Below are 22197 nucleotides of genomic sequence, written 5' to 3' on the forward strand. Positions count from 1 at the left end.
TGTTAGGATACGAAATGGATATTCGATATATTTTCAGTACGGCTCTGATATTAATGATCTTCAGCTCAAAGACATTTGCAGATATGCCGTTAGGGCGTATGATAAAAGAACAGCAGAGTAATGATAATACATCAATCAAAGAGCGGAAGATTGAAAAAAAAGATGTTTTTTCGCAAGCCATAGAGAAAACAGCGGTGGATAGTGACTTTCCACCAGAGATGCCTTGCTATAATATTGATGAGCTTGTTCTCGAAAATGATTTCCTTGACGATCTCTGGATACATAAAATAAAAAAAAGAGTCGCCGGTATGTGTTTGGGGGTCAATGGGTTACAAAAAGCAGCTGTGGTTTTGCAAGATCACTTTATTAATTCTGGTTATATAACAACCCGAGTCGAAATACCTTCTCAGGATCTTTTAACTAAAAAACTAAAGTTAAGAGTTATTCCCGGGAAAATATCAAAGGTTATCATAGCTGATAATGATATAAGTACATGGGGGTTGCCCTTTAAAGAAGGTGATATTCTGAATATCAGAGATATTGAGCAGGGTTTAGAAAATATACAGAGGACGCCTTGGGTTGATGTAAAGATAAATATCATACCTGGCGTTAACAATGGCACCAGTGAAGTAGAAATCAAACCTCAGCGTACTAAAAGATGGAATTTAAGAACAACATATAATAACTTTGGTGACAAAAGTACTGGCACCCAACTCTTAGGGACAACTGGTTATCTTTATAATCTAACGAAATCTAGCGATCTTTTTTATTTGGCCGGTACGAGTAGTCAGACAGGTGGGTATAAAAATGTTAGTTCCTACTATAGTATTCCTTTTGGATACTCTGAATTAAGCCTTTTTTATAGTAGAAGTAAATCAAAACAGAGTATTGATATTAATTACTATGATTTTGACTATGTTGGTGAGACCAAGTACTTTAGTCTCAAGGGAACAAGGATGCTGCATCGTGATTCGAGCTCAAAGCTTTACACCAGTGCAGAACTCATCAGACGCAAGTATGATTATACATTAGGGGGAGAGGAATTAGTTTTACAAAAGCGCGATATGAGTAATTTGAAATTCGGAGTAAACTATAAGAAAAATTTTACCGGGGCCGTATTAGATTCTAGTTTAAGCTGGCAACGTTTTATCAAAGCATTAGGAAGTACAGAAACGCCAGATATGCGTAACGGAGATGTGAGTCGCCAGAGTCAGATCATGAATCTGAATGTGAATTATATGAAATGGCTCACTTCAGTACCGGTTAACGCTTATTATGAACTTAATCTCGTTGTACAGTATACACCGGATAATCTTACTCTACAGGATCAGCTTACTATAGGCGACCGATGGAGTGTTCGTGGATTTGATGATAGCGGAGGAATCTATGGTAATAAAGGATTCTATATACAGAATACGCTCAATATTATTACTGGTTATAGAAACATAACTCCCTATTTTGGTCTGGATTATGGCCAAATCATCGGTAAGGTCCCGGTACAAGAGATTGAGAGTAAAAAAATAATGGGCGGAATAACAGGTTTAAAAGGAGTTGTTTATGGTTTGGAGTACGATTTATCATTATCGAGTCCTTTTGTCTACCCCGAAAATTTAAATGTGGATAAGTATAAGGTTAAGTTCAACTTTAATTATCAACTATAACTATTGTAGCGATAAATCATGCGTGTTGGCACGGATATTGTTGAAGTGGAAAGAATTACTAAAGCCTTAATGAATAGCAGTTCATGCTTTTTACAGCGAGTGTTTACTCATGCTGAGATTAATAAAATTAATCCGCACAACCCCGATTATGAGCGTGCTTCGGGATTCTGGGCGGCAAAAGAATCAATTGTAAAAGCAGTGGGTTATGGGTTTAGCAATAAAATCCGCTTTCATGATATTGAGGTCACGCATGATGAATATGGAAAGCCTGAATTTTTGATATCCGGTAGACTTAAGGAAATCCTCAATGAACAAGGAGTTCTTAATATCTCTTTAAGTATTTCTCATTGCCGTACTCATGCAATCGCGGTGACCATTCTTTGTTAATTAAGGTAATCAATATAAATGTATAATTATAATGACCTCGTTGATAAAACCGTATTAGTCACTGGAGCCAGCGGTGATATCGGTCACGCCATTTGCGGCAAGTTTCTTGAGCAAGGATGCGTCGTTTATGCTCTTTACTGTACAAATAAGGCACAGCTAATTGAGCTTCAAAAACATCATCCTGCAGGAACAAAACTGCATCTTCTGCAGGGAGATCTATCAAATCAGGAGGATGTATCGGCCATATGTGCACAATTATCCAGAGATAAGGGGAAACTGGATGTCTTAGTGAACAATGCAGGAATAGTGAAAGATAGCCTCTTTGCTGCTATGAGTTTTGATGATTTTAGCTCAGTTATTAATATGAATCTTCAGGGGCTCTTTCGCTTGACTAAAGAGGTCTTGCTTTTGTTACGTTCGGCCAATAATCCTACGATTATTAACGTTGCATCTATTGCTGCTCTTGTTCCGAGTATTGGTCAGGTTAATTATAGCGCCTCCAAAGGTGCCATTTTAAGTTTCACACGGACGCTGGCTGCTGAGCTTGCGCCGCGGGGGGTACGAGTAAATGCCGTTGCGCCGGGAATGATTGAATCAAAAATGGTTAAAAAAGTGTCTCGTACGGTAGTGCGTGAAGTCACTAATTCAATTCCGCTTAAGCGCCTTGGTAAATGTGAAGAAGTTGCAAATACTATCGTTTATTTGAGCTCTTCTGCTTCCAGTTATATTGTCGGACAAACCATCGTCATCGATGGTGGCATGGTTATGCGGTGATATATGTCCAAATTTAAGATCCCGACGAAAGTCTTTCTGGCTATGGGTGGGTGGCGCCAGCCATTGCTAATGGTGGATAGAATAGATGATTTTAAGTATGGCGAGAATGGATATGTTAAAGTGACAAAGCATGTCACCTATAATGAACCGTATCTTCTTGGCCATTTTCCTGAAGATCCTATCATGCCAGGTGCTATTATTTCAGAGATATTTGGACAGGCTAGTGAATATTTATCTTTTTTATGTGATATTTGCGATATTTATCAGCTACGCACTGGGAGAGAATTCCGAACTCTGCGTGATATCCATACATGGATAGATCAACCTGATCTACTTGAAGTTATACATATGCGTCGGGCGCAGGTACGTGGAGTACTGGCTGCGCAAAATTTGAAGTTTAAAGCCTCAGCTTATCCTGGGGATACTATTGAAGTAGTAAGTAAACTCGCGTTTTCTGATAATAATGGCTTTAAGCATTATTCGGTAATTGCCAATGTAGGAAAGAAAATTATTAGCCAGGGCACCATTATCAATTTTCGGGAAGTGTTATAATTTATCGTAAGGGAATATTATGACTGACATTAATGAGAAGATCGACCAAAGAAAATCAATACTTGTGACTATAAAAGCGGAGCTTATTCATCGGCTTAATATTCAACGTGAGGAGCATCAAATTGATGACGATACTCCACTGTTTGGCAATGGATTGAAGCTTGACTCTGTAGATGCGACGGAGGTTATCGTCATGCTTGATAAAGCTTTTAACATTCAAGTACAGGAGGGCGATGATCCTTCATATATGAGAAGTATTAATAGCCTTGCGTCATTTATTATTCAGAAAAAACATTCCTGATATCAATAATGTTAATTTATAAAGGTGTTTTATGAGCTCGCTTTTCGATTTACATTTAAAAAGTAATGCTGTGATGGGAAATTATAACAACCGGAGCATACCTTCTTCCTATCATGATATTTTAGATGAATATAAAGCGGTGAGAGAAAATGCTTTGCTGGTTGACTATTCTCATATGGCAATTGTTAGCGTAACAGGCGATGATGCATGGATCCTGGTAAATCATATTGCCTCTGCTGACATTTCAATTGTAAGAGATGAACAAGGCATTTATTCACTCGTCTTGAATGACGACGGGACTATCCTTGGTGATATGTATGTGCTATGTACAATGGATGGTTATTATATCCTGTCTGAAGATATTTCTGTTGCCAGAATTATAGAAGTCCTTAATATAGCAGCGGCAAACTATGATGATTTAGGTATTCAGGAGATCCCGGAAATAAAATCCATGGAAGAAGATGACTGGGGTGCTATCATGCTTGAAGGCCCATATTCCTGGGAGTTGATGTCCGAGATCTATGGATATGATATCATCGGTCTTCCTTATTGCGAATATATGAATACTGACGATGGCTTAATTGTCTTTCGCTGCGGTAAGCATGGGGAGTTTGCCTATCAGGTGATTGGCCCTCAAATTTTGCTTGTGGAGCTATGGGTTAAATTACAAAAACTTGGAACTAAGTACTTACTTAAAACTGGCGGCTTAGATTACCAGCGTATAGTTCGTGTAGAAAACCCTGGTTGGGATAAAAGCATTTATGCCGAATATTCAACAAACCCTGTCGAATTACAATTGCAGTGGGCTATCCAGTATGACAAGGAAGATTTCAATGGTAAAGCTGCTGCAGAGCTGATGTCTGCCCAGACTACTGCTCGTAAAGTCGTTGGTATTGTTCCGTGCGTTAATTGCGCGTCGCTTAGCAAGGGTGATAAAATCCTGGTTAATGGACAGACTGTTGGGCTTGTGATTAATGCCGTATATTCTCCTGCTGCGCAAAGTTGGATAGCGTTGGCGTTTATTAATAATCCTTATGCACTATCAGATATAGATGGTTATACAATAAAAACTGCTTATGGTGATATTGCGGCAAAAACCAAAACCTTACCTTTTATATATAACTTTAGTTTGCTGGTTAACCCAACAACGCATAGTTATATTGACCTATCAAAGGCAAAAAGTGTTTTATAAAGCTTAGATAGTATTAAGGTTAACTAGCTAACCAGCGGTCGTTATTTTTTTTGTTGTTTAAATCAAGGGTTTTCCGGATATTATGAAAACAAACAGGAAAAGAGTAGTTATCACCGGGATGGGCATTCTGTCATCTCTTGCGGATAACATTGAAGATTTCAGGCTAGCGCTGTTACAGAAGGAAAATGGTATTACAGATAGCGTGCGTTTTTCGGAATGGTTTAAAAACGCACGGGCGGCCGAAGTACTACATGATATCGACTGTTCTGAATTATCTGAGGAGATTATCGCTTCGCTCGATAATGCTGCGCTGTGGGCATATAAGGTTGGTAGGGACGCCTTGATACAGGCCGGCCTGGTAAACAGCCATCGTTGCCTTGATGAGATGGGCTTAATTGTTGGTGTTTCCTCTGCAGGTACTGAAGCCTTCCTGCCATTTTTTGAGCAGCGAATTCAAGATTTTTCCTTACGTAAGGCGTTGTACTCCGGTGGCTTCTCTTCCTGTTGCTCCAGCGTTTCGACATTGTTAGGACTGAAAGGTGGGGTCGAATTGGTTGCAACGGCCTGTACCGCGAGCCCTAATGCTGTAGGTATGGCATTCGATTTTATTCAGAATGGTAAGAGTAGAGCTATGCTGGCAGTTGGGACGGAACCGATCTATTTACCGACCTTTGCTGGATTTTATGCACTCAATGTCATGCATCCTGTATCCTGTTCACCTTTCTCCGGCCAATCCGGTATGTCAATTGGCGAGGGTGCGGGGGCTATTGTACTAGAAGAGTATGAACACGCCATTGCACGCGGCGCTACCATCTATGGCGAGATTCTTTCTTATGCCACATCCTGCGACGCTTACCACGAAACAGGGCCCGATCCGCGAGCCAGCGGCGCAGTACAGGTTATGCTAAAGGCCATGGCTAATGCGGGGATTACACCTGATCAGGTTGATTATATAAATGCGCACGGCACCGGTACTGAAGCTAACGATCAAATCGAAACGTTGGCGATGAAGAAAGTATTTCGCGACATTAAAAATATTCCGATCAGCTCTACTAAATCCTACTTTGGCCATAATATTGGCGCTGCCGGAATCGTTGAACTTATAGCTTGCCTGGTAACTTTGCCTGACCAACAGGTTCTACCCACCCTTAATTTCACTGAGGCACGGCCTAACTGTGATCTGGATTATGTCCCGAATGAGTTCCTGAAAAAAGATATTAATATCTTTATGAAGAATAACTACGCATTCGGTGGTAACAACTGCTGCATGATCGTTAGCACCAGGCCAGGGTCGGTTCCGGTTACTTCATATGAGGCCAAAAGGGTAGCGATAACTGGCATAGGGGCTGTATCCGCTATTGGGCATCGTATCAATGAAATACTTACGAATATTAATGAAATTGAAAGCAGTGCCGTCGAGCTTGAGAAAATTATTTTCCCTCAAGATGTATTAAATGAAGCTGAAGATTTGTTGGATGTTTTAATAAAGAGCAGACAGTTTGAGGAGCTTTTTGGGGAAAATTATGGCATCGCCCGCCATGAAGTTTCGCATGAACCAACCACCTTTAAAACTTTCCAGGTCAAAGGGCTTGAACCGCGTAAACACCTGCGCCGTTTCGATTCGCGTAAGGCTACTCGCGGCGGCACCTTTGCCCTAATTGCGCTTACGGAAGCACTAAATATGGCTAAGCGACGTATTAAGCGTGATGGAGAAGAACTCGGTCTGATTATGGGCATGGCACGTGGTCCACAAGAGACGACTTATAAATATTTGCAGAGCCTTAAGCCAGACCCTGGAAAGGTACGCACGTCGGAGTTTCCTGGCTCATTGATGAATGCGATTGCAACTTTTTGCGGTATTTCTGAAGGGGTAAAAGGTTACACCACTACTCTTGCAACCGGTGAAAATGCGGCTCTTGGTGCATTAACATATGGTTATGAAATCATTCGCCAGCAGCTTCAGCCGCAAGTTATTGTCGGGGGCGCTGATGAGTATTTCCCTTCAATGTCTTTATATATGGATGCTGTGACGCAGAAGATCCTCGAGGCTTCTGAAGTCAGTGACTATCAGGTCTATGCTAAAGAAGTGAAGGGTTACGTACCTGGTGAAGGTGCGTGTATGTTAATGCTCGAAGATCCGCTGGATGCGGTTGCACGTGGTGCAGAAGTTTTAGCGGAAGTTGTCGGGTATGGTAAATCATGCAATAACAGTTATTTTGATGTTACTCAAATTGATGAAAAATCCAGCGCAATGGCGTTAGCCATCGAACGCGCGCTTAATGATGCAGGAATCAATGCCAGAGATATCGATTTGGTATGTGGTACTAGCAATGGAAGCATCGAGAATTCAACTATCGAGTTGAATGCTATACATGAATCATTTCGTCAGGTTAATCCAGCAGTCCCGGTAGTTAACTACAACGCCTTTTTTGGCTTCGTGGCTTCGTGCTCAGGCTTGTTGAACCTGGTCATACTTCTTGATTGCATTAAAAAGCAGGCAGTTCCGGCTATACCCTATACCAGCGAGTTTAATGATCAACGTATAAATTTTGTGCATCAGCCTTTGAGTATCAAAATTAAATACATATTGCTAGTAGGGGCTACGGAAGGCGGAAACTACTACGCAATTATTATCAAAGGATAATACGATGGACAGGAAGTCTATTATATCAGGCTATAGCGTTCATTTACCATTTGCCGATGATAGTTCACAGCTCATTGCAAATCTGAAACAGGGAAAGAGTGTGAAAACTTCACCTTGGTTCAAGTCGAATGATGAAGCTATTAAGTGTGGGCTTCGTAATAATGTCAATGTTGCAAAGATGGAATATAGCAATGATAGTATTCCTGAATTACTCTATCGCCTTATTGATGAGGCCTTGAAGCAGTCAATGCTGGATGTGAGTTGTCTTCGAGAAGATAATATCAGAGTCTATACTACTGGTATAGGGCCTCGAGTTGATGTTATCGATTATCATTCTTTCACTACTTATAATGACATTGAAGATCTCGCGCTGACTCCTTCAATAACAAATTTATGCGTCAAAAATATGTCTCAGGACATAATCGCAGCGCTTTTGGCTAAAAAATATTGTTTGAGGCATCTACCACCTAATATTAATTGCACCAGTAACTCCGGGCTTACAGCCGTGCATTTGGCAAGTCAGGCAATTGAAAGCGGTGGTATAGAGCTTGCGCTCATTATTAATATATCTCAGATAAAATCCCAAGATATTTGGTTTCTCTCAACTCAATCAATGTTGGATACAGATATCGTTCAACCGTTTGGTGTAAATAGTAAAGGGGTGATCTTTGCTGAAGGTTATAGCGTTATGCTACTTGAAAGTGACCTCCATCGCCAGGCCAGACAAATTGTTGGTGGAGTGAGTATCAAGACTACTTATAAACAGATTAATGCCAATAGAAGTAACGATGTTTACTGGCAGAGTACTTGTATATTAAAACTAGTCAATAAACTATTGAATGATACGAAAGTTAAAATTGAGGATGTGTGCGCGTTTATCCCTCATGGTAATGGTACAGCGTTCAGTGACAGCATTGAAGCAAAAGCTATTGCTATTCTGGCAGGGGGGGATACGCTACCAGTCCTCGCTTACAAAGGACAAATAGGTTATACCGCCACTGGTTCTGGATTGGTAGATTTAATAATTGGTCATTATACAATTAGTTGTCATGAGCTAATAAAACCGGTAATTAATGAACCTATTATTAATGATATAGCACGCCACTTTCTTACCGGACCGGGGGTAATAAAACATAACAAAAACTATTTACTTAAAACCGGCTTAGGGGTAGATGGATCTATTATCACAGCATTGCTGTCCAATACCGGCAGGGAAGCTAGCTAAATGGATGATGTTATGCATTTATTATCATGGTCTCTTATTGAGCCAGAGGCGCCTTTATTTTTATACAGTCCCAGTTGGCTTAATGTTTGGGAAGCACATTCCTATAATATGGCCTTGAAAAATACTGATGCAAATAGCTGGGCTTTTAAGCGATTTGGTACTCGCACAGATGCCTATGTTAAAGAAGTAGTGAACAGAACTAATTACATGGCGTATATCTCGGCGTTAGAAAAAGTATCCGATGCCGCAATGCAGACGTTATCCCAGAAGGAACGTATGCTATTGATGAAATCACGAACCGCCTTCATCTATGTTGACTCATGGGGAGAAGCGGCTAGCTTTGAATATGATATTAGTACGCTGCATTTATCTACTATTGATACGCTACCTAAAAACTTAGTAAAAAAATTTTCTGTAGATAATGTGACTTGTAAAATCCGCGGGGAAAAAAATGCGCTGATTCAGGCAATGCGTCTGGCACAGGACTATTTAAACTGGGATGTCTTTGATTTTGTCATTATTTGTGGTGGTTATCGTTCCATACCATTGTTAGCTTTTACCGCAGCAAATATCACCCCCCGGCGTGAAACGAAAAAATCGCGAAACATCCCTGGTATGAATTTATCCATTGAACGCGTAGGATGTTTTATTTTTAGCCAGGCTACCGGTGACCTAAAAATAAACTGTGGACCCTATTTGAGTACAGACTTTTCTCGGTATGATAAATATCATGAATCAGATATTGATCTGATCGCATTTTCTGGCGAAGGCTGTTCAATAACGCCGTTTTTTAACAATTCTGTAAAATTACTTGATCTTGAGAAGAAATATGGTTTCAGTGGCTGTATAACACCAGCTTTAAGCTGGTGTTATATTTTTCAGCACGCATTTAATGGCGGTCGCATGAGAACAATCTTACCTGACTGTAATAACGGCTTTAGTTATTTTGATACCTGGTATTAACCGTGAGGCAACAATGAGAACTAATATTAAAGAATTGCCAGATATTTCATTGTGTGGTGTTTATAAAAATTACGGAATGGATGAGAATGAGGTTGTCGCGCTTAAAAATATTAACATTGATATAGCTGCTGGAGAATTTATGGCTTTATGTGGGCCTTCTGGAAGCGGCAAAAGTACATTGCTAAATATATTATCCGGAATTGATAACCCCTCTGCGGGGCATGTTATTTTTCTCAATAAAAATATGAATGCGTTGTCAGAGAGAAATCTGGCAGCAATTCGTAGTAAACATCTGGGATTTATTTTCCAGTTCTTTAATTTAATTCCAGTACTTAATGTATTTGATAATGTTTTTTATCCATTGATACTAAATGGCCATTTTGATGCCAGAACGGCAAAGGAGCGAACCCTCCATTTTCTGAATAGCGTGGGATTATCCGATCTGAGACATCGGAAACCGGGGCAGCTATCTGGCGGACAACAACAGCGTGTCGCCATAGCAAGAGCACTTGCACATGAACCTCAGATTGTCGTTGCAGATGAACCTACGGGAAATCTTGACCAGGCGACGGGAGACGCAATTCTGGATCTTCTACTAAATATCAATCATCAAACAGGCACCACTTTTATCATCTCGACCCATTCTACTCAGCTAACTGAGCGCGCGCGACGAGTGGTGGAAATCCGTGATGGAGAATTAGCTTATGATTCATATAAATAATTTATTCAGGTTACTATGCTTGAGCCTGTCTATGATTGTAGTATCCGCCACTGCTGCCGCCTCTTATGCGCCTGTAGTAGAAAGCATACTCCATAATGGGTTTCCAACTCAGCCTGACGTGTTAGCAAAAACAACCCAATCTTTATCCGATGAGTTCAAAGAGACAGGGAACATTGCTTCGCTGGTTTTTTACGCCTACGGGATGTTGAGACAAGCAAATTATTTTGTGGGTACTAATGATATTATTAAGGCTTCTGAGTACGCAAAAACAGGTTTCTTTTATCTCGATGAAGCTGTGGATTTAAATCAAAACCAACCACTTATCAGATATCTGCGTGCTAAGGTCGATGCGTACCTACCTGCAGATTTGGGACGTTGCGTCATTACTCTCGAGGACAGCGACATACTATTAAAACAAAAATTAAGTAGTAGAATTCGAGATAACGTCAATGATATGCGTTACAGAGCACTTTATAACTGTAAACTATATCAACAGGCAAGCCAATTATTATCAATGTTACAGGCGCATAACCCAAATAAAAAAATTGATATGTATTATAACGGTTCATCTAGTTGGGATCTTGACGAAGTTACGCAAATTATTAATCCCTTAGCGAGGGTCAAATAATGTCAATGGATATGGTTTTCGTAAATGGTTTTGTGATTATAATTTTTTTATTTCTCATCTATTGTGTCATTTTCCGCTTTCGTGATGCCAGGTTTTCTTTTTTGAATTTATTAAGGCATCGCAGAAGATCTTTGTCGACGACGTGTGCGATAATTCTTGGCGGTGTGGCCATTTTTTTATATGGCGGTTTCATTAGTTATTCTTTCTGGATTCTCCAGCAGCAAATAATCCGGACAAATATTGGTCATGTACAAGTGTATAATAAGGGGTATTTTGATACTGCAAATAAGAGTAAATACCTTATCAATAATTATGCTGATCTAAAGCATGATATGATGAATAATTCTTCGCTAGCTGGTGATATATCGACTCTTTCGGGGCAGCTTGAGTTTACAGGAATTATTTCTCAATATGAAAATGAAACCTCAAGCTATTTTTCTGCTCAGGGGGTTGAGCCTTTACCTGCCCTGAAATTAGGCGCCTTTGATAAAATAATATTGGGTAGTGATTTATCTCGCGTAAAACGTAATGAAACAACAATAGGTAGTGGGCTGGCAAAAACGCTTGCCGCTGGTTATGGTGACTGGCTTGATGTTATGGTGGTTAACACGTCAGGTGGCCAGGGAGCTTTATCGTTAAAATTGCGTGGGATATTTGAATCCGGTATTAAAGATTATGATGATGTAGCATTGAAAGTTCCGCTAGATACAGCACAAAGGATTATGGGCACAGATGGTGTGAGTAAAGTGCTTATATTGCTGAATAATAATAACGTTGATGCATTTATGGTCAAACTAAAAAAATATATTACTGACAATAATTTGCCGCTGGTTGCAAAGGACTGGAAAGAAACATCTATTTTTTATCAACAGGTTGAGGGAATGCTCTCAGGTATATATTTTTTTATCAAACTTATTGTGGCGCTGATTGTCGTATTTATGATTGGTAATTCAATAACGATGAATATCGCTGAGAGAACGCGTGAAATAGCCACCCTGAGAGCTATTGGTCTGGAGGCCTCCCATGTGACATTATTATTTTGGCTGGAAGGCATTTTTATCGGCGTGTTTGGTGCCATAGGGAGTCTTGTGGTGGGATATTGTTTGGCTGCGATGATCAATGTTTATGGGATTGCTATGTCGCCATCCCCCGGCCAATCGGTAGGTTATACCGCATTTATTAAGACCGATAATGTCGAGCTTTTCTGGACTACGCTGGTTTTACCGATTTTAACATCAGCTCTTGCGTCTATTCTTCCTTCGTATCGTGCATCACGGCTCAATATTTCTGCTGCGTTTAAATATTCCTGAGGGATGAATATGAAACACCTGAAATGGCGCTTGTTTATTTTTATTGCTTTTTTCTCTTCGTCCTATTCAATAGCCGAGACTCTGGCGCTACAGGCCACGGATATTATACGTTTGGCCGATGATATTCGTTCGCCTAATGTACCTTTCCGCTATACGGTAACGGTTCTTGAATATAAAGAGGGTGGCGAACAACCGGAGAGTAAACAAATTCTCGATGTGTCAATGCGTTTTATGAAACCTGAAAATGGCTCGCGGGCAGATGCACGTTCTTTAGTTCGATTTGTTTATCCTCCACGGGATAAAGGGAAGATTATGCTCTCTGATTGGTACGAACTCTGGTTTTATACACCTGATCTGCGAAAACCTATACCTATTTCACCGGCACAAAGACTGAGTGGCCAAATTTCAAATGCAGACGTTATCGTAACTAATTTTGAGTACGCCTACGATTCTATAATCGAAGGCACTGAATCTTGCGGACAGAAAGTCTGTTACAGACTATCACTGAAGCGTAAATCGGATAAGGTAACTTATCCAAAGGTGATATATCTGGTCGAAAAAGGAGAGGATTTCAGGCCCTATCAAGCATCTTATTACTCCCTTGACAACCAATTGCTCAAAAAAGTCTTATATAGGAATTATCAGCAGATTTTAGGGAAATATCGACCATCTGAAATTGTTGTACAGAGTACTAGATATGCTAAAGGCTATTCAGTGATGAAATATAGTAACGTCAGACTTGAAACATTACCTGAGTATTTCTTCACGAAAGAGGCGATGTTAAGGGGGGGGCAATGAAAATATCTCTCCCGGTCCTTATTCCTTTTTTTACTTTTGTTTCTACCTGGGTTCATGGACATTGCCTGTCCGGGAGTGAGTTGAAAGATAATATGGATATTACTTTGACAGAGCAGATTTCATATGTAAATAAAGCGCCGTCAATTTGGAAAATTGATGGTCGCAATCCGTACACAACCAACAACGCTTATAATGATGTTGCGTTAGGTATAAAAGGCCAGTGCGAACTAATAGATAATAACCTCAATATGGATTTTTCATTTTATTCCTTAGGTTATTATGCGATTCGCAGCCCAGGAGCTTTTGAAAAAGATAAAAATCATGCAAGAATATTGATAGATCAACTGCGTTTTACCTATGCTTTATCTGATACAACACGACTTGAAGGTGGGAAGCTGCGACCTTCGAAGGGGGCGTTTTTCTTAAAATCCCCTGCTACACTGCTGACAAATTATTATTCCGGCTTTAAAGCCACTCGGATTTATGGGCCAGCAATGGAATCAGCTTATAGCGAATCTTTTTGGGGTGCCACATTATCCAAAGAGTACCAGGAGTATAATTTTTTACTTACAGTAGCTCCCCGATTCAGCAGTATCGATAAGTACTATGAATCATCAGGTAATTGGTCTACAGCACAGCGCTCAAATAGCGAAGAGCGCTACCTATTAAGCTATAATGATTACCGCCTGGCTAACCATCGGCTGTCCGCTAATCTATTATTAGGTGATAATTCGGCATTTTCATTATCAGAAATATATAATTATACATCACAGTTTTTAATTAATGCAGAGTTTTCCTGGCATAAAGGCCAGCAGTGGCGCCACTTCTCAACCGATAAAAAAGAGGCTGTACTGGCTGGTGTTTTTCCATCCTCACTCTATTCTGCGGAGGATAAACAAGGCGTTGAGTTTGCGCTTGGTGGGCAGTATACGACAAATAGCTTTAGCGTATTCGGTTTAGAGTACTATTTTCAGAGTGAGGGATATTCGAAAAAGGCCTGGCAGGATCAAATTGATTTCATTCGCTTGATGGGGTACAGGACTGGCTACGATTTTTTAGATCGGGCGTTTGATAATTATAAGTATCTTATGGCCTCAGAAATTAGTAATACTTCAAATAGAGGCATGCTGTTATCCAAACATTATTTTAATACCTATTTTAGTCTGCATAATAATGACCAGTCTACTTTGCAACCCTATACAATGATAAATATAACGGATGGAAGTGTATTGTTTGGCGCCCATTTTATTAAACCCTTGCAAGGTAAGTGGGCGCCGCTTGAGTTATATTCCGGTGCATACAGCTCATTGGGAAGTTCTGAATCAGAGTTTGCTCTTTTTGGTGAAACCTTAAGCATTTATGTCGGTTTTAAATACTACCTATAAGGATATTTTATGGTATCACAGCTATCAACACGTCCTGTCGCTCTTATCTTTGCAGGCCAAGGTAATCCTGTTATTGGAATGGGGGCTGATTTATGGGATCTGAATGCAGTGACAAAGAATATTTGGGATTGCGCTAGCGACATTACCCAAATGGATATTCGTCGTTTATGTGAGCGCGGGCCGATGAATCGCCTGGTCCAGACAACAGCTCAGCAAGTTGCCGTTACGGCTATTAACGTGACGCTCCATTGTCTCTGTCTTGAAAAAATGACCAATTTGTCAATCGTGGGTTCTTGTGGGCATAGCGTTGGCGAATACAGTGCGCTTTTCGCTGCGGGTGCATTTAGCCTGGAGGCACTTTTTAAGATGATACAAACCCGTTCAAACATTATGAATGATTTAAGTAAAATTCATAAAGGAACTATGCTAGCGGTTAAGGGGGCGGATTTTAAAACCTTAACTAATATGATTTCTGCATCTGGGATACCTGTGGAAGTGAGTTGCGATAATAGCTGTCGTCAGCAGGTTATCGGCGGCGCAACTGCTGACCTGGGGCGCATATCACATATTCTGAACGGTGCCGGTTTGGAGGTGGTTAAGTTGGGGGTTAGCGGAGCATGGCATACATGTTTAATGACCGATGGTGTGCAGTTGATGCGAGATTTTTTGCAAAAAATCGATATTCGTTCACCTAAGCACAGCGTGCTGATGAATGTTACCGGACAAGCAGAATTTCTTCCCGAACAGATCAAAGAAAATCTGGCTTTACATCTGACTCATACAGTGCAATGGACAAATTCTATTACGGCTCAATTAAATAATTCTCAGCCGGTAACCTTTCTGGAGTTCAGCAATAAAGCCTATTTAGGACAACTACTTTATGACTTCCGGCGTTTAACGCCAGACAATATCGTGCATTGTAGAAAACTGATTGGCTTGTAATGGAGATGCTATGATCCCGGACTATTCAAAATTTACTCGTTATCAGGATAAGCGAGTGATTATTTATCTTTACCTTTTAACTGTTTTTTTACTTTTTCTTTTCTGGAAGAACAATGGTTATATCTTACTGCCGAGTAATATATTGAGCCTGAGCATCATCCTGGCATTAATTGTATTTTCTTTTATTTACGAGCTGAAAAATTACTGGGGATATAAATGTGTCATGCAACATATTGATTTTTCTTGCTTCCAGGGAAAAACCATATCATCGCATGAGGCCTTTTTGTGGCATCCGGCGGTCGTCACCTTCGCATGCTTTGTGATGTTTTATCTTCTCATTACGGGCTGTCTGTCGTTTATGTCATCTGTTCATGCACTACTTTGTATTGCATTTATTACCCCATTTACTATTTACCTGGCATTTAATTTTGCACGTTATAGCTATGTGAAGCGAATGAAGGAGTTAACTGTTCAAAAGGTAGTCTGGAGGAATCTTCATCATTACGTCTGTTTCAATCTTTTTATCACCTTTTTAATGAATAGCTTGATAGTAAGCCCTTTGGCAAATCAGGATGATTTTTCTTTGGCCGATGGTTTTTTTTCAGCTAGACTAATAATAGCGATGTTTATTCTTTGTGTTATTGTTTTGTTCTTAGACATGATCTTCATACGCCCGTCGAAACGCTACATTTTTCTCGGAAGATTGTTCCTGCGGGAATTTGATTTCCATCTATCAAAGTCAATACCCTGGCCATGGCTCTATAATAAAGCAATATGGCTTAGATTATTCTTGGTTTTAATCATTCAATTTTTTTGGATAATTTCGCTCAATGTGATTTTGGCATTTTCTGGTTTTAAGATTTGTTTTGTAATTTATTTTTTATCCAGCTCTCTGCCTTCGTTTTTTTATTTCTACTTTCATGCTTACTGGCATTGGCATAATGATTATATCATCGCATGTGATATGTATTTTCGTTGTGATCGAATTCAACGTTAAAATGTAACCAGAGTTACTAAGGAGATATGCACGATAGCACTGCACATTACAGTCTTGAATGAGAGGGCTCGGATTATATGGAACTACATATTTGAGTATTAATCGGAACAGACGTGTTGTTGAATGGATAAAGCCAGTCAGTTTCCTGACTGGCTTGTTTTTTATTTCTGTAAAGAATAGACCACGTCGCCCCAGCCCGTCGCTGCATCATAGGCGAAGTTTGACCAGATACCTGATTTTTCATACATCATTGAATTGAAGTGATCTCCCAGAATGCTCCCAATACTGGATGGGGAGCCGCTTAGTAAGTTGCTGAATATATCCAGAGAGGTTTCCACCGCCGTTTTGGCAACGGTCAGGGAGCCATCAATACCGACTTTAATCAGACCAAATGCTGATTGAATAGTGAAATCAACTAGTGCACAAGGCAGGTCAAAGAGGCCAGCACCCGAGATATTTTCCATTTCATATTGTGTTAATTCTTTCATTTTTTATTCCTGTGATATGACTATTTACAATTACTTAGTTGCGGGCATGCAGAGTAAACCCTCGTAAATATTAACCAGAGACCTGTTGCGATAATAGTGAATATTCAAATGAATCGGTAATTCATTATGAATCGTTAGCGTGATGATAAATTTGCGCTTCCAATCAAAATGCTAAATAATTGAGTTTTTATAATTGATTAGCTTTATGTTTTATGGCTATTAATTCACTATCAACCTTTTATCACTTTTACTGAAAGTGGTGACTATGTCCCTTTTTTTATCGTGAATATTAAAATTTATTTTGCGGATATTGTGAATTCACAAAGTGATGCTATGTTGTCGTTTGTGAATGGCTGTATTCTGCTATCCATTAGAATAAGCTATCTATAGTTGAACATAGTTTTCTTCGTTCTAACATAGATACTCCCGCAGTCAGCACATGCTTATCATTTCCAATGCTAATAAAACTACTTTTGAAGGTTATCTCCTGGCCAGGGCAACTGAATGGTTATAATTCCAGGGGACTTTGCGGAGCTGGTATCCTCCCGGTGCGTTTATTACGATGCTTCTCATGCCGCTTTCTGCTTGTTTGTCGAGGACTCATAGTGGGTTGAAGTGAGAATTTGAAGCGTAGCGCTAGCTTTAAGGCGATGAGAAGGATAACTCATAACCAACGCTTAAAGCAGCGAAGATAATTGGGAGGGGAGACCGTAACGCAAGCTTTTGCCAGTACGCAACAGGGACAATCACATAAGTCACGTATCATGTCCCTGACTGCTTAACCACCTTATATGGGAGCGGTCTGAACTGCTCCTTGTTTAATCACCTGCTCAATCTCAAAGCGGTTAGTAATCTTACTGTCGATTTTGATATACACCGAACGTTCGTTGCTAACTACAAGTACCTCTTTAACTCCTGCTTGAGCCTGTAGACGTTGCTGTAGCATTTCATCCGCCATCACATCGGCAGGGATCTCGACCCGCAGACTGCTAACGTACGGCGGCTCGCTCATGGTGCTGGCCACCAGCAGCCACAGCATCGCCAGCAGGGCGCCGAGCAGGAAGACGGTTTGCGAATCAAAAAAGCCATCCACCCAGCCGCCGAGCGCTCCGCCGATGGCCACGCCGAGGAACTGACTGGTAGAATAAATTCCCATCGCAGTGCCTTTATAGCCGGCCGGTGATTCTTTGCTGATTAACGACGGCAGCAGCGCTTCCAGCAGGTTAAACGCGAGAAAAAATAGCTGAACGCCGGCAACCAGTTCCCAGAAATAGCCTCCGGCGCCCCAAAGTACGATTTCAGCAATCAGCAGGATGGCGACGCACAACAGGAAGACGCGTTTCATTTTGCGCTTCACTTCGGCGTAGATAATAAATGGTACCACCGCCACAAATGAGACCAACATGGTGACCAGATAGATTTTCCAGTGCTCGGCGGCGGGGAAACCGGCGGCTTCCAGTTGTCCCGGCAGGGCGACAAAAGTCGACATCAGCATGATATGCAGGCACATAATACCGAAATTGAGCTTCAGTAGTTTTGGCTCAGCAAGGACTTTGCTGAAGCAGCCCTTCACCATGCCAGACTCGCGGTTCAGCACGTGATTCTGGCTGTTTGGCACTACCCACAGCGTTAGCAGGATCCCGAGCGTCGCCAGGAAGGCGATCATCCAGAACAGGGCGTGCAGGCCCAACTGGTGGGTAACAATAGGCCCGAGAACCATTGCAATAGCAAAGGTGATGCCAAAGCTGACGCCGATAAACGCCATGGCTTTAGTGCGGTTCTGCTCGCGGGTTAAATCGGAAAGCAGCGCCATGACCGCGGCGGCAATCGCCCCGGAACCCTGCAGAGCGCGGCCAAGAATAATGCCCCAGATAGAGTCGGAAAGCGCCGCGATAACGCTGCCGATGACGAAGATTAACAGGCCGCCGACGATCAGCGGTTTACGCCCAATGCGGTCGGAAAGCAGTCCGAAAGGAATCTGGAATATCGCCTGGGCCAGCCCGTAAATGCCGATTGCCAGGCCGATAAGGGCCTCACTTGCGCCCTGTAACGCCATGCCGTAAGTGGTCAGAACCGGCAGAACCATAAACATGCCGAGCATGCGCAAAGAGAATACGGTCCCCAAACCCCAGGTCGCGCGCAGTTCGCCTGGCGTCATTTTATTATCGTTCATTACCACCTCAATATAAAAACTGCGCCTAGTGTAGTGGGGGGAAACAGAAGCGTAAATAAATGTTTGTTTAACAGATATTACGACTGTGTTGCATGATGAGGTGAGTACGGTAGGCAGAAAAAAACCAGTGGAGGAGCCTCCACTGGTGTGCAGAGATTAATGGCAGTTAAAGTCAACCCACTGGCCGCCCGCGTCGGCGGATTTGACACACTGCTCAACCCAGTAAACGCCGTGCAGGCCGGCTTCGACGTCCGGATACCAGAAGGTCTCGAGGAACGCCCGGTCCCCGCGATCCATGGCGTCGATGGCGATGGCGTAGCGGCGATAGAGGTTGGCCCACGCCTCGAACAGCCCTTCAGGGTGACCGCCGCCAATGCGGTCGTCCGCCAGCGCCTGCTGGCTGAGATAGGGCATCCCACGCTCGAGGACGCGGGCCGGTTCGCCCTGTACCTCATAGCTGAGCTGATTTGGACGCTCATCCCACCATTCGATGCTGGCTTTTTCGCCAATGACGCGGACTTTTTGCGAGTGCATTGCGCCGCTGTTGACCGCGCTGGTCCACAGTGAACCAACGGCGCCGTTGTTATATTCCATCAGCACAAAGGCGTTATCTTCCAGCGGCGCGCGGGATTTGACGAAGCTTTGACGCGCACACATCAGGCGGGTGATGCTCAGATTCGGCACCATCGTCTCGGCAATAAATAGCGGGTGGGTCGCCAGATCCCCCAGCACATAGCTAGGGCCGGCATATTTTGGCGTGACCCGCCAGCGGGTGGATTCAGCCTGCAGCTCAACGGCTTCATTATGAAAACCGTGGGCGAACTGCATATTAATAATGCGGATCTCGCCGAGCATCCCTTCCGCTATCATCTGTCGCGCCTGCTGGATCATCTGGTGCCCGGCATAACCGTATGTGACGCCGATAATTTTATTCTGCTTTTTGCTCAGCGCCAGCAGCTCGCGCGCTTCATCGGCGGTGAAGCACAGCGGTTTTTCGCAAATAACGTGCAGCCCGGCTTCAAGCGCCGCTTTAGTGATAGCGAAGTGAGTATTGTTCGGCGTAGTCACCGATACGGCTTCAATGCCGTCAGGGCGTTTGGCCTCCTCCGCGAACAGCGTTTGATAATTGGCATAGCAGCGTTCAGGAGCGATGCCGAGCTGCTCGCCGAATTGACGGCCGCGCTCGGCATCGATATCAAGCGCGCCAGCGAGCAGAGTAAAGACGTTGTCGCGAAGCGCCGCACAGCGGTGGCTGTAGCCAATCTGGCTGGTTCCGCCGCCGCCGACCATGCCCCAGCGCAGGGAGCGGGATAAGGGTTTCATGCCGTTTAACATGATGGTGCACTCCTCAATGATAGAGATACTACGGATTTCAGATGTTCTGCTGTATTCCCGCGCTCGCCGAGCGCGGGCCTGGTTCTAAGGTTTTACATCTCGCCACGCGCTTCGCGTTCTTTCAGGTCATGCATGATCTGCGGGTATTGCTTATCCAGGCGGTAAAACAGCAGGGTGATAATGACGACTATCCACAGGAAGAAAGAACCGTAGAGATAGACGTGGTTAATCATGTCGATAGCGCTTTGCGGCTGAACGCCGGATCCGCTGCTGGAGCTGACGTAACCCGCCATGCTCAGCAGGCCGGAGATAACCGCGGCGGCAATACCTGCACCGAGTTTCGTCCCTACGGAACCGGCGGAGAAGATCATCCCTTCCTGTCTGACGCGCGTTTTCCACTGGCCGAATTCGACGGCATCGCCGCAGAAGCCGAACAGCACGGCATTCAGCGGGGCGAAGCCAATACCGCGAATAATCGCGTTTGCCAGCGCCCAGTGGTAATCATCAGAGTTAAACATAAACAGCACCTGGCCGATGGTCGCCAGCACAATGCCGCAGAGGGCAACGTTGCGTTTACCGTATTTACGGATAGGCACTGAGCTCAGGAAGGTGAAAATAATAATGCACGCGGTTTCGGCAACGAAAATGGAGCTATAGAAGGTATCATCGCCGAGCACGTAGCGGCAGTAGTAAGGCAGGGCGATCCCTACCACGGTGTAGTAAACGCTTTGTGCGGTCCACAGGATTGCGCTGGCCCAGAAGTACTGGTTACGAAAAAGCGCGGAAAGCTGGGTTTTTACCGGTACGTTTCCCTGTTTCTCTCGCGCTTTGATGACGACCTTCTCTTCGCATTTATAAAAGCAAAACAGCAGCAACAGCAGCGCCAGAAAAGCCCAAATAGACATGGTTTTGATCCACGCCGCCTGATCGTCGCCAAAGTACTTCACCAGCGGCAATGTGCAGGCAACGGCGAGAATACGACCAAAAGGCGACATCGACATTCGGGTGATGCTGAGCATATCCCTTTCCCAGGAGGCGCGGGTCATCATCGCGGAGAGGCTGCCATAGGGGAGGTTGATGGCGGTATAGCACACGGTGGTGCAGAAGTTATAGGCGACCAGCAGATAGAGAAACTGCAGTGTGCCAGTGGTCTGCGGGACGGTGAACAGTAAAATTGCCGATACGGCGTAGGGCACGCTCATCCACAGCAGCCAGGGGCGTGATTTACCCCAGCGAGAGTTCGTGCGTTCCACCATCAGGCCCATGATGACATCGGAAACGCCATCAAACAGACGTGAGATCAGCATCACCAGGCCAACGGTGGCGATGCTGATGCCGACATAGTCGGTATAAAAGAGGGTTAAAACCGTGCCGATCATGCCGAAAACGACGTTACAGGCGGTATCACCGCCGCCGTAAGCGATTCGGGTAGCCCAGCTTAGCTTATCGCCGCGTGCTGCCGCGGGAGAGAGAAGAATCTGCTGTTCACTCATGGTCAATTCCTTTGTCTGGAAGGACAAGTCAGGACCTCTGCGCCAGTTCCGCCGGCACGACCTTATCCTGAATATCAGCCAGAACATAAGGAAATATTTATTTCATTTCAATGTTTGTTTGGAATTTAATTTCTGTATATGCGAGGCGGATCGAAAAACCGTAAGAATTGAGCCGTAAATTTTTTGGCTACAGCTATCAAGTCATTCTGATTGATGAGGTTATTAAGT

General features: G+C 43.0%; 20 protein-coding genes. 16 read left to right on the forward strand and 4 right to left on the reverse strand.

Annotated elements, in window-relative coordinates:
* The first annotated feature begins 14 nt into the window (after nt 1–14).
* The 16 genes from KCG39_RS24690 (at nt 15) to KCG39_RS24765 (ending at nt 16480) form a co-directional block, all read left to right on the forward strand.
* The gene (locus tag KCG39_RS24690) at nt 15–1661 is read left to right on the forward strand and encodes a ShlB/FhaC/HecB family hemolysin secretion/activation protein (protein ID WP_211811493.1); all 1647 of its coding nucleotides are present in this window, start codon (nt 15–17) and stop codon (nt 1659–1661) included.
* A gap of 18 nt (nt 1662–1679) precedes the next feature.
* Complete coding sequence (acpS, locus tag KCG39_RS24695) at nt 1680–2048, forward strand: holo-ACP synthase (protein ID WP_004129722.1); 369 nt, start codon at nt 1680–1682, stop codon at nt 2046–2048.
* A gap of 18 nt (nt 2049–2066) precedes the next feature.
* Nucleotides 2067–2822 carry a 3-oxoacyl-ACP reductase family protein gene (locus KCG39_RS24700; RefSeq protein WP_211811494.1) on the forward strand — a complete coding sequence of 252 codons (756 nt, stop codon included), beginning with the start codon at nt 2067–2069 and terminating at the stop codon, nt 2820–2822.
* Nucleotides 2823–2825: 3 nt separating this feature from the next.
* Nucleotides 2826–3374 carry a hotdog family protein gene (locus KCG39_RS24705; protein WP_032742060.1) on the forward strand — a complete coding sequence of 183 codons (549 nt, stop codon included), beginning with the start codon at nt 2826–2828 and terminating at the stop codon, nt 3372–3374.
* Between the two features lie 19 nt (nt 3375–3393).
* Nucleotides 3394–3675: an acyl carrier protein gene (locus KCG39_RS24710; protein ID WP_004129731.1), complete on the forward strand. Its 282-nt coding sequence runs from the start codon at nt 3394–3396 to the stop codon at nt 3673–3675.
* A gap of 31 nt (nt 3676–3706) precedes the next feature.
* A complete protein-coding gene (locus KCG39_RS24715; RefSeq protein WP_004129734.1) occupies nt 3707–4867 on the forward strand; it encodes a glycine cleavage T C-terminal barrel domain-containing protein in 1161 nt (386 codons plus the stop codon).
* A gap of 82 nt (nt 4868–4949) precedes the next feature.
* Nucleotides 4950–7511, forward strand: a complete 2562-nt coding sequence (locus tag KCG39_RS24720) for a beta-ketoacyl-[acyl-carrier-protein] synthase family protein (protein ID WP_112165836.1) — start codon at nt 4950–4952, stop codon at nt 7509–7511.
* Nucleotides 7512–7515: 4 nt separating this feature from the next.
* Nucleotides 7516–8736 carry a beta-ketoacyl synthase N-terminal-like domain-containing protein gene (locus KCG39_RS24725; protein ID WP_142467860.1) on the forward strand — a complete coding sequence of 407 codons (1221 nt, stop codon included), beginning with the start codon at nt 7516–7518 and terminating at the stop codon, nt 8734–8736.
* A complete protein-coding gene (locus tag KCG39_RS24730; protein ID WP_004129743.1) occupies nt 8737–9699 on the forward strand; it encodes a hypothetical protein in 963 nt (320 codons plus the stop codon).
* A 13-nt stretch (nt 9700–9712) separates the two neighbouring features.
* Entirely contained in the window at nt 9713–10420 is a 708-nt protein-coding gene (locus KCG39_RS24735; RefSeq protein ID WP_004129744.1) for an ABC transporter ATP-binding protein, read from the forward strand.
* A gap of 31 nt (nt 10421–10451) precedes the next feature.
* Nucleotides 10452–11048: a hypothetical protein gene (locus KCG39_RS24740; RefSeq protein WP_224325995.1), complete on the forward strand. Its 597-nt coding sequence runs from the start codon at nt 10452–10454 to the stop codon at nt 11046–11048.
* Nucleotides 11048–12358 (forward strand): ABC transporter permease, encoded by a 1311-nt coding sequence (locus KCG39_RS24745; protein WP_004129746.1) that lies wholly within the window; start codon nt 11048–11050, stop codon nt 12356–12358. The genes KCG39_RS24740 and KCG39_RS24745 overlap by 1 nt, the downstream gene beginning before the upstream one ends.
* A gap of 9 nt (nt 12359–12367) precedes the next feature.
* A complete protein-coding gene (locus KCG39_RS24750; RefSeq protein WP_004129747.1) occupies nt 12368–13156 on the forward strand; it encodes an outer membrane lipoprotein-sorting protein in 789 nt (262 codons plus the stop codon).
* Nucleotides 13153–14541 (forward strand): hypothetical protein, encoded by a 1389-nt coding sequence (locus tag KCG39_RS24755; RefSeq protein WP_142467859.1) that lies wholly within the window; start codon nt 13153–13155, stop codon nt 14539–14541. Before KCG39_RS24750 ends, KCG39_RS24755 begins: the two co-directional genes overlap by 4 nt.
* A 9-nt stretch (nt 14542–14550) precedes the next feature.
* Nucleotides 14551–15483, forward strand: a complete 933-nt coding sequence (locus KCG39_RS24760) for an ACP S-malonyltransferase (protein WP_004129753.1) — start codon at nt 14551–14553, stop codon at nt 15481–15483.
* Between the two features lie 10 nt (nt 15484–15493).
* Nucleotides 15494–16480: a hypothetical protein gene (locus tag KCG39_RS24765; RefSeq protein ID WP_004129755.1), complete on the forward strand. Its 987-nt coding sequence runs from the start codon at nt 15494–15496 to the stop codon at nt 16478–16480.
* A 161-nt stretch (nt 16481–16641) separates the two neighbouring features.
* Here KCG39_RS24765 and KCG39_RS24770 read toward each other — a convergent pair whose 3' ends face one another.
* The 4 genes from KCG39_RS24770 to KCG39_RS24785 form a co-directional block, all read right to left on the reverse strand.
* Nucleotides 16642–16968 (reverse strand): hypothetical protein, encoded by a 327-nt coding sequence (locus KCG39_RS24770; protein ID WP_004129757.1) that lies wholly within the window; start codon nt 16966–16968, stop codon nt 16642–16644.
* 787 nt (nt 16969–17755) lie between these two features.
* A complete protein-coding gene (locus tag KCG39_RS24775; RefSeq protein ID WP_087828764.1) occupies nt 17756–19141 on the reverse strand; it encodes an MFS transporter in 1386 nt (461 codons plus the stop codon).
* A gap of 156 nt (nt 19142–19297) precedes the next feature.
* Nucleotides 19298–20476: a Gfo/Idh/MocA family protein gene (locus KCG39_RS24780; RefSeq protein ID WP_004129761.1), complete on the reverse strand. Its 1179-nt coding sequence runs from the start codon at nt 20474–20476 to the stop codon at nt 19298–19300.
* 92 nt (nt 20477–20568) lie between these two features.
* A complete protein-coding gene (locus tag KCG39_RS24785) occupies nt 20569–21969 on the reverse strand; it encodes an MFS transporter (RefSeq protein ID WP_004129763.1) in 1401 nt (466 codons plus the stop codon).
* Between the last annotated feature and the right edge of the window lie 228 nt (nt 21970–22197).

This window comes from Klebsiella pasteurii (genome assembly GCF_018139045.1).
Taxonomy (GTDB): domain Bacteria; phylum Pseudomonadota; class Gammaproteobacteria; order Enterobacterales; family Enterobacteriaceae; genus Klebsiella; species Klebsiella grimontii.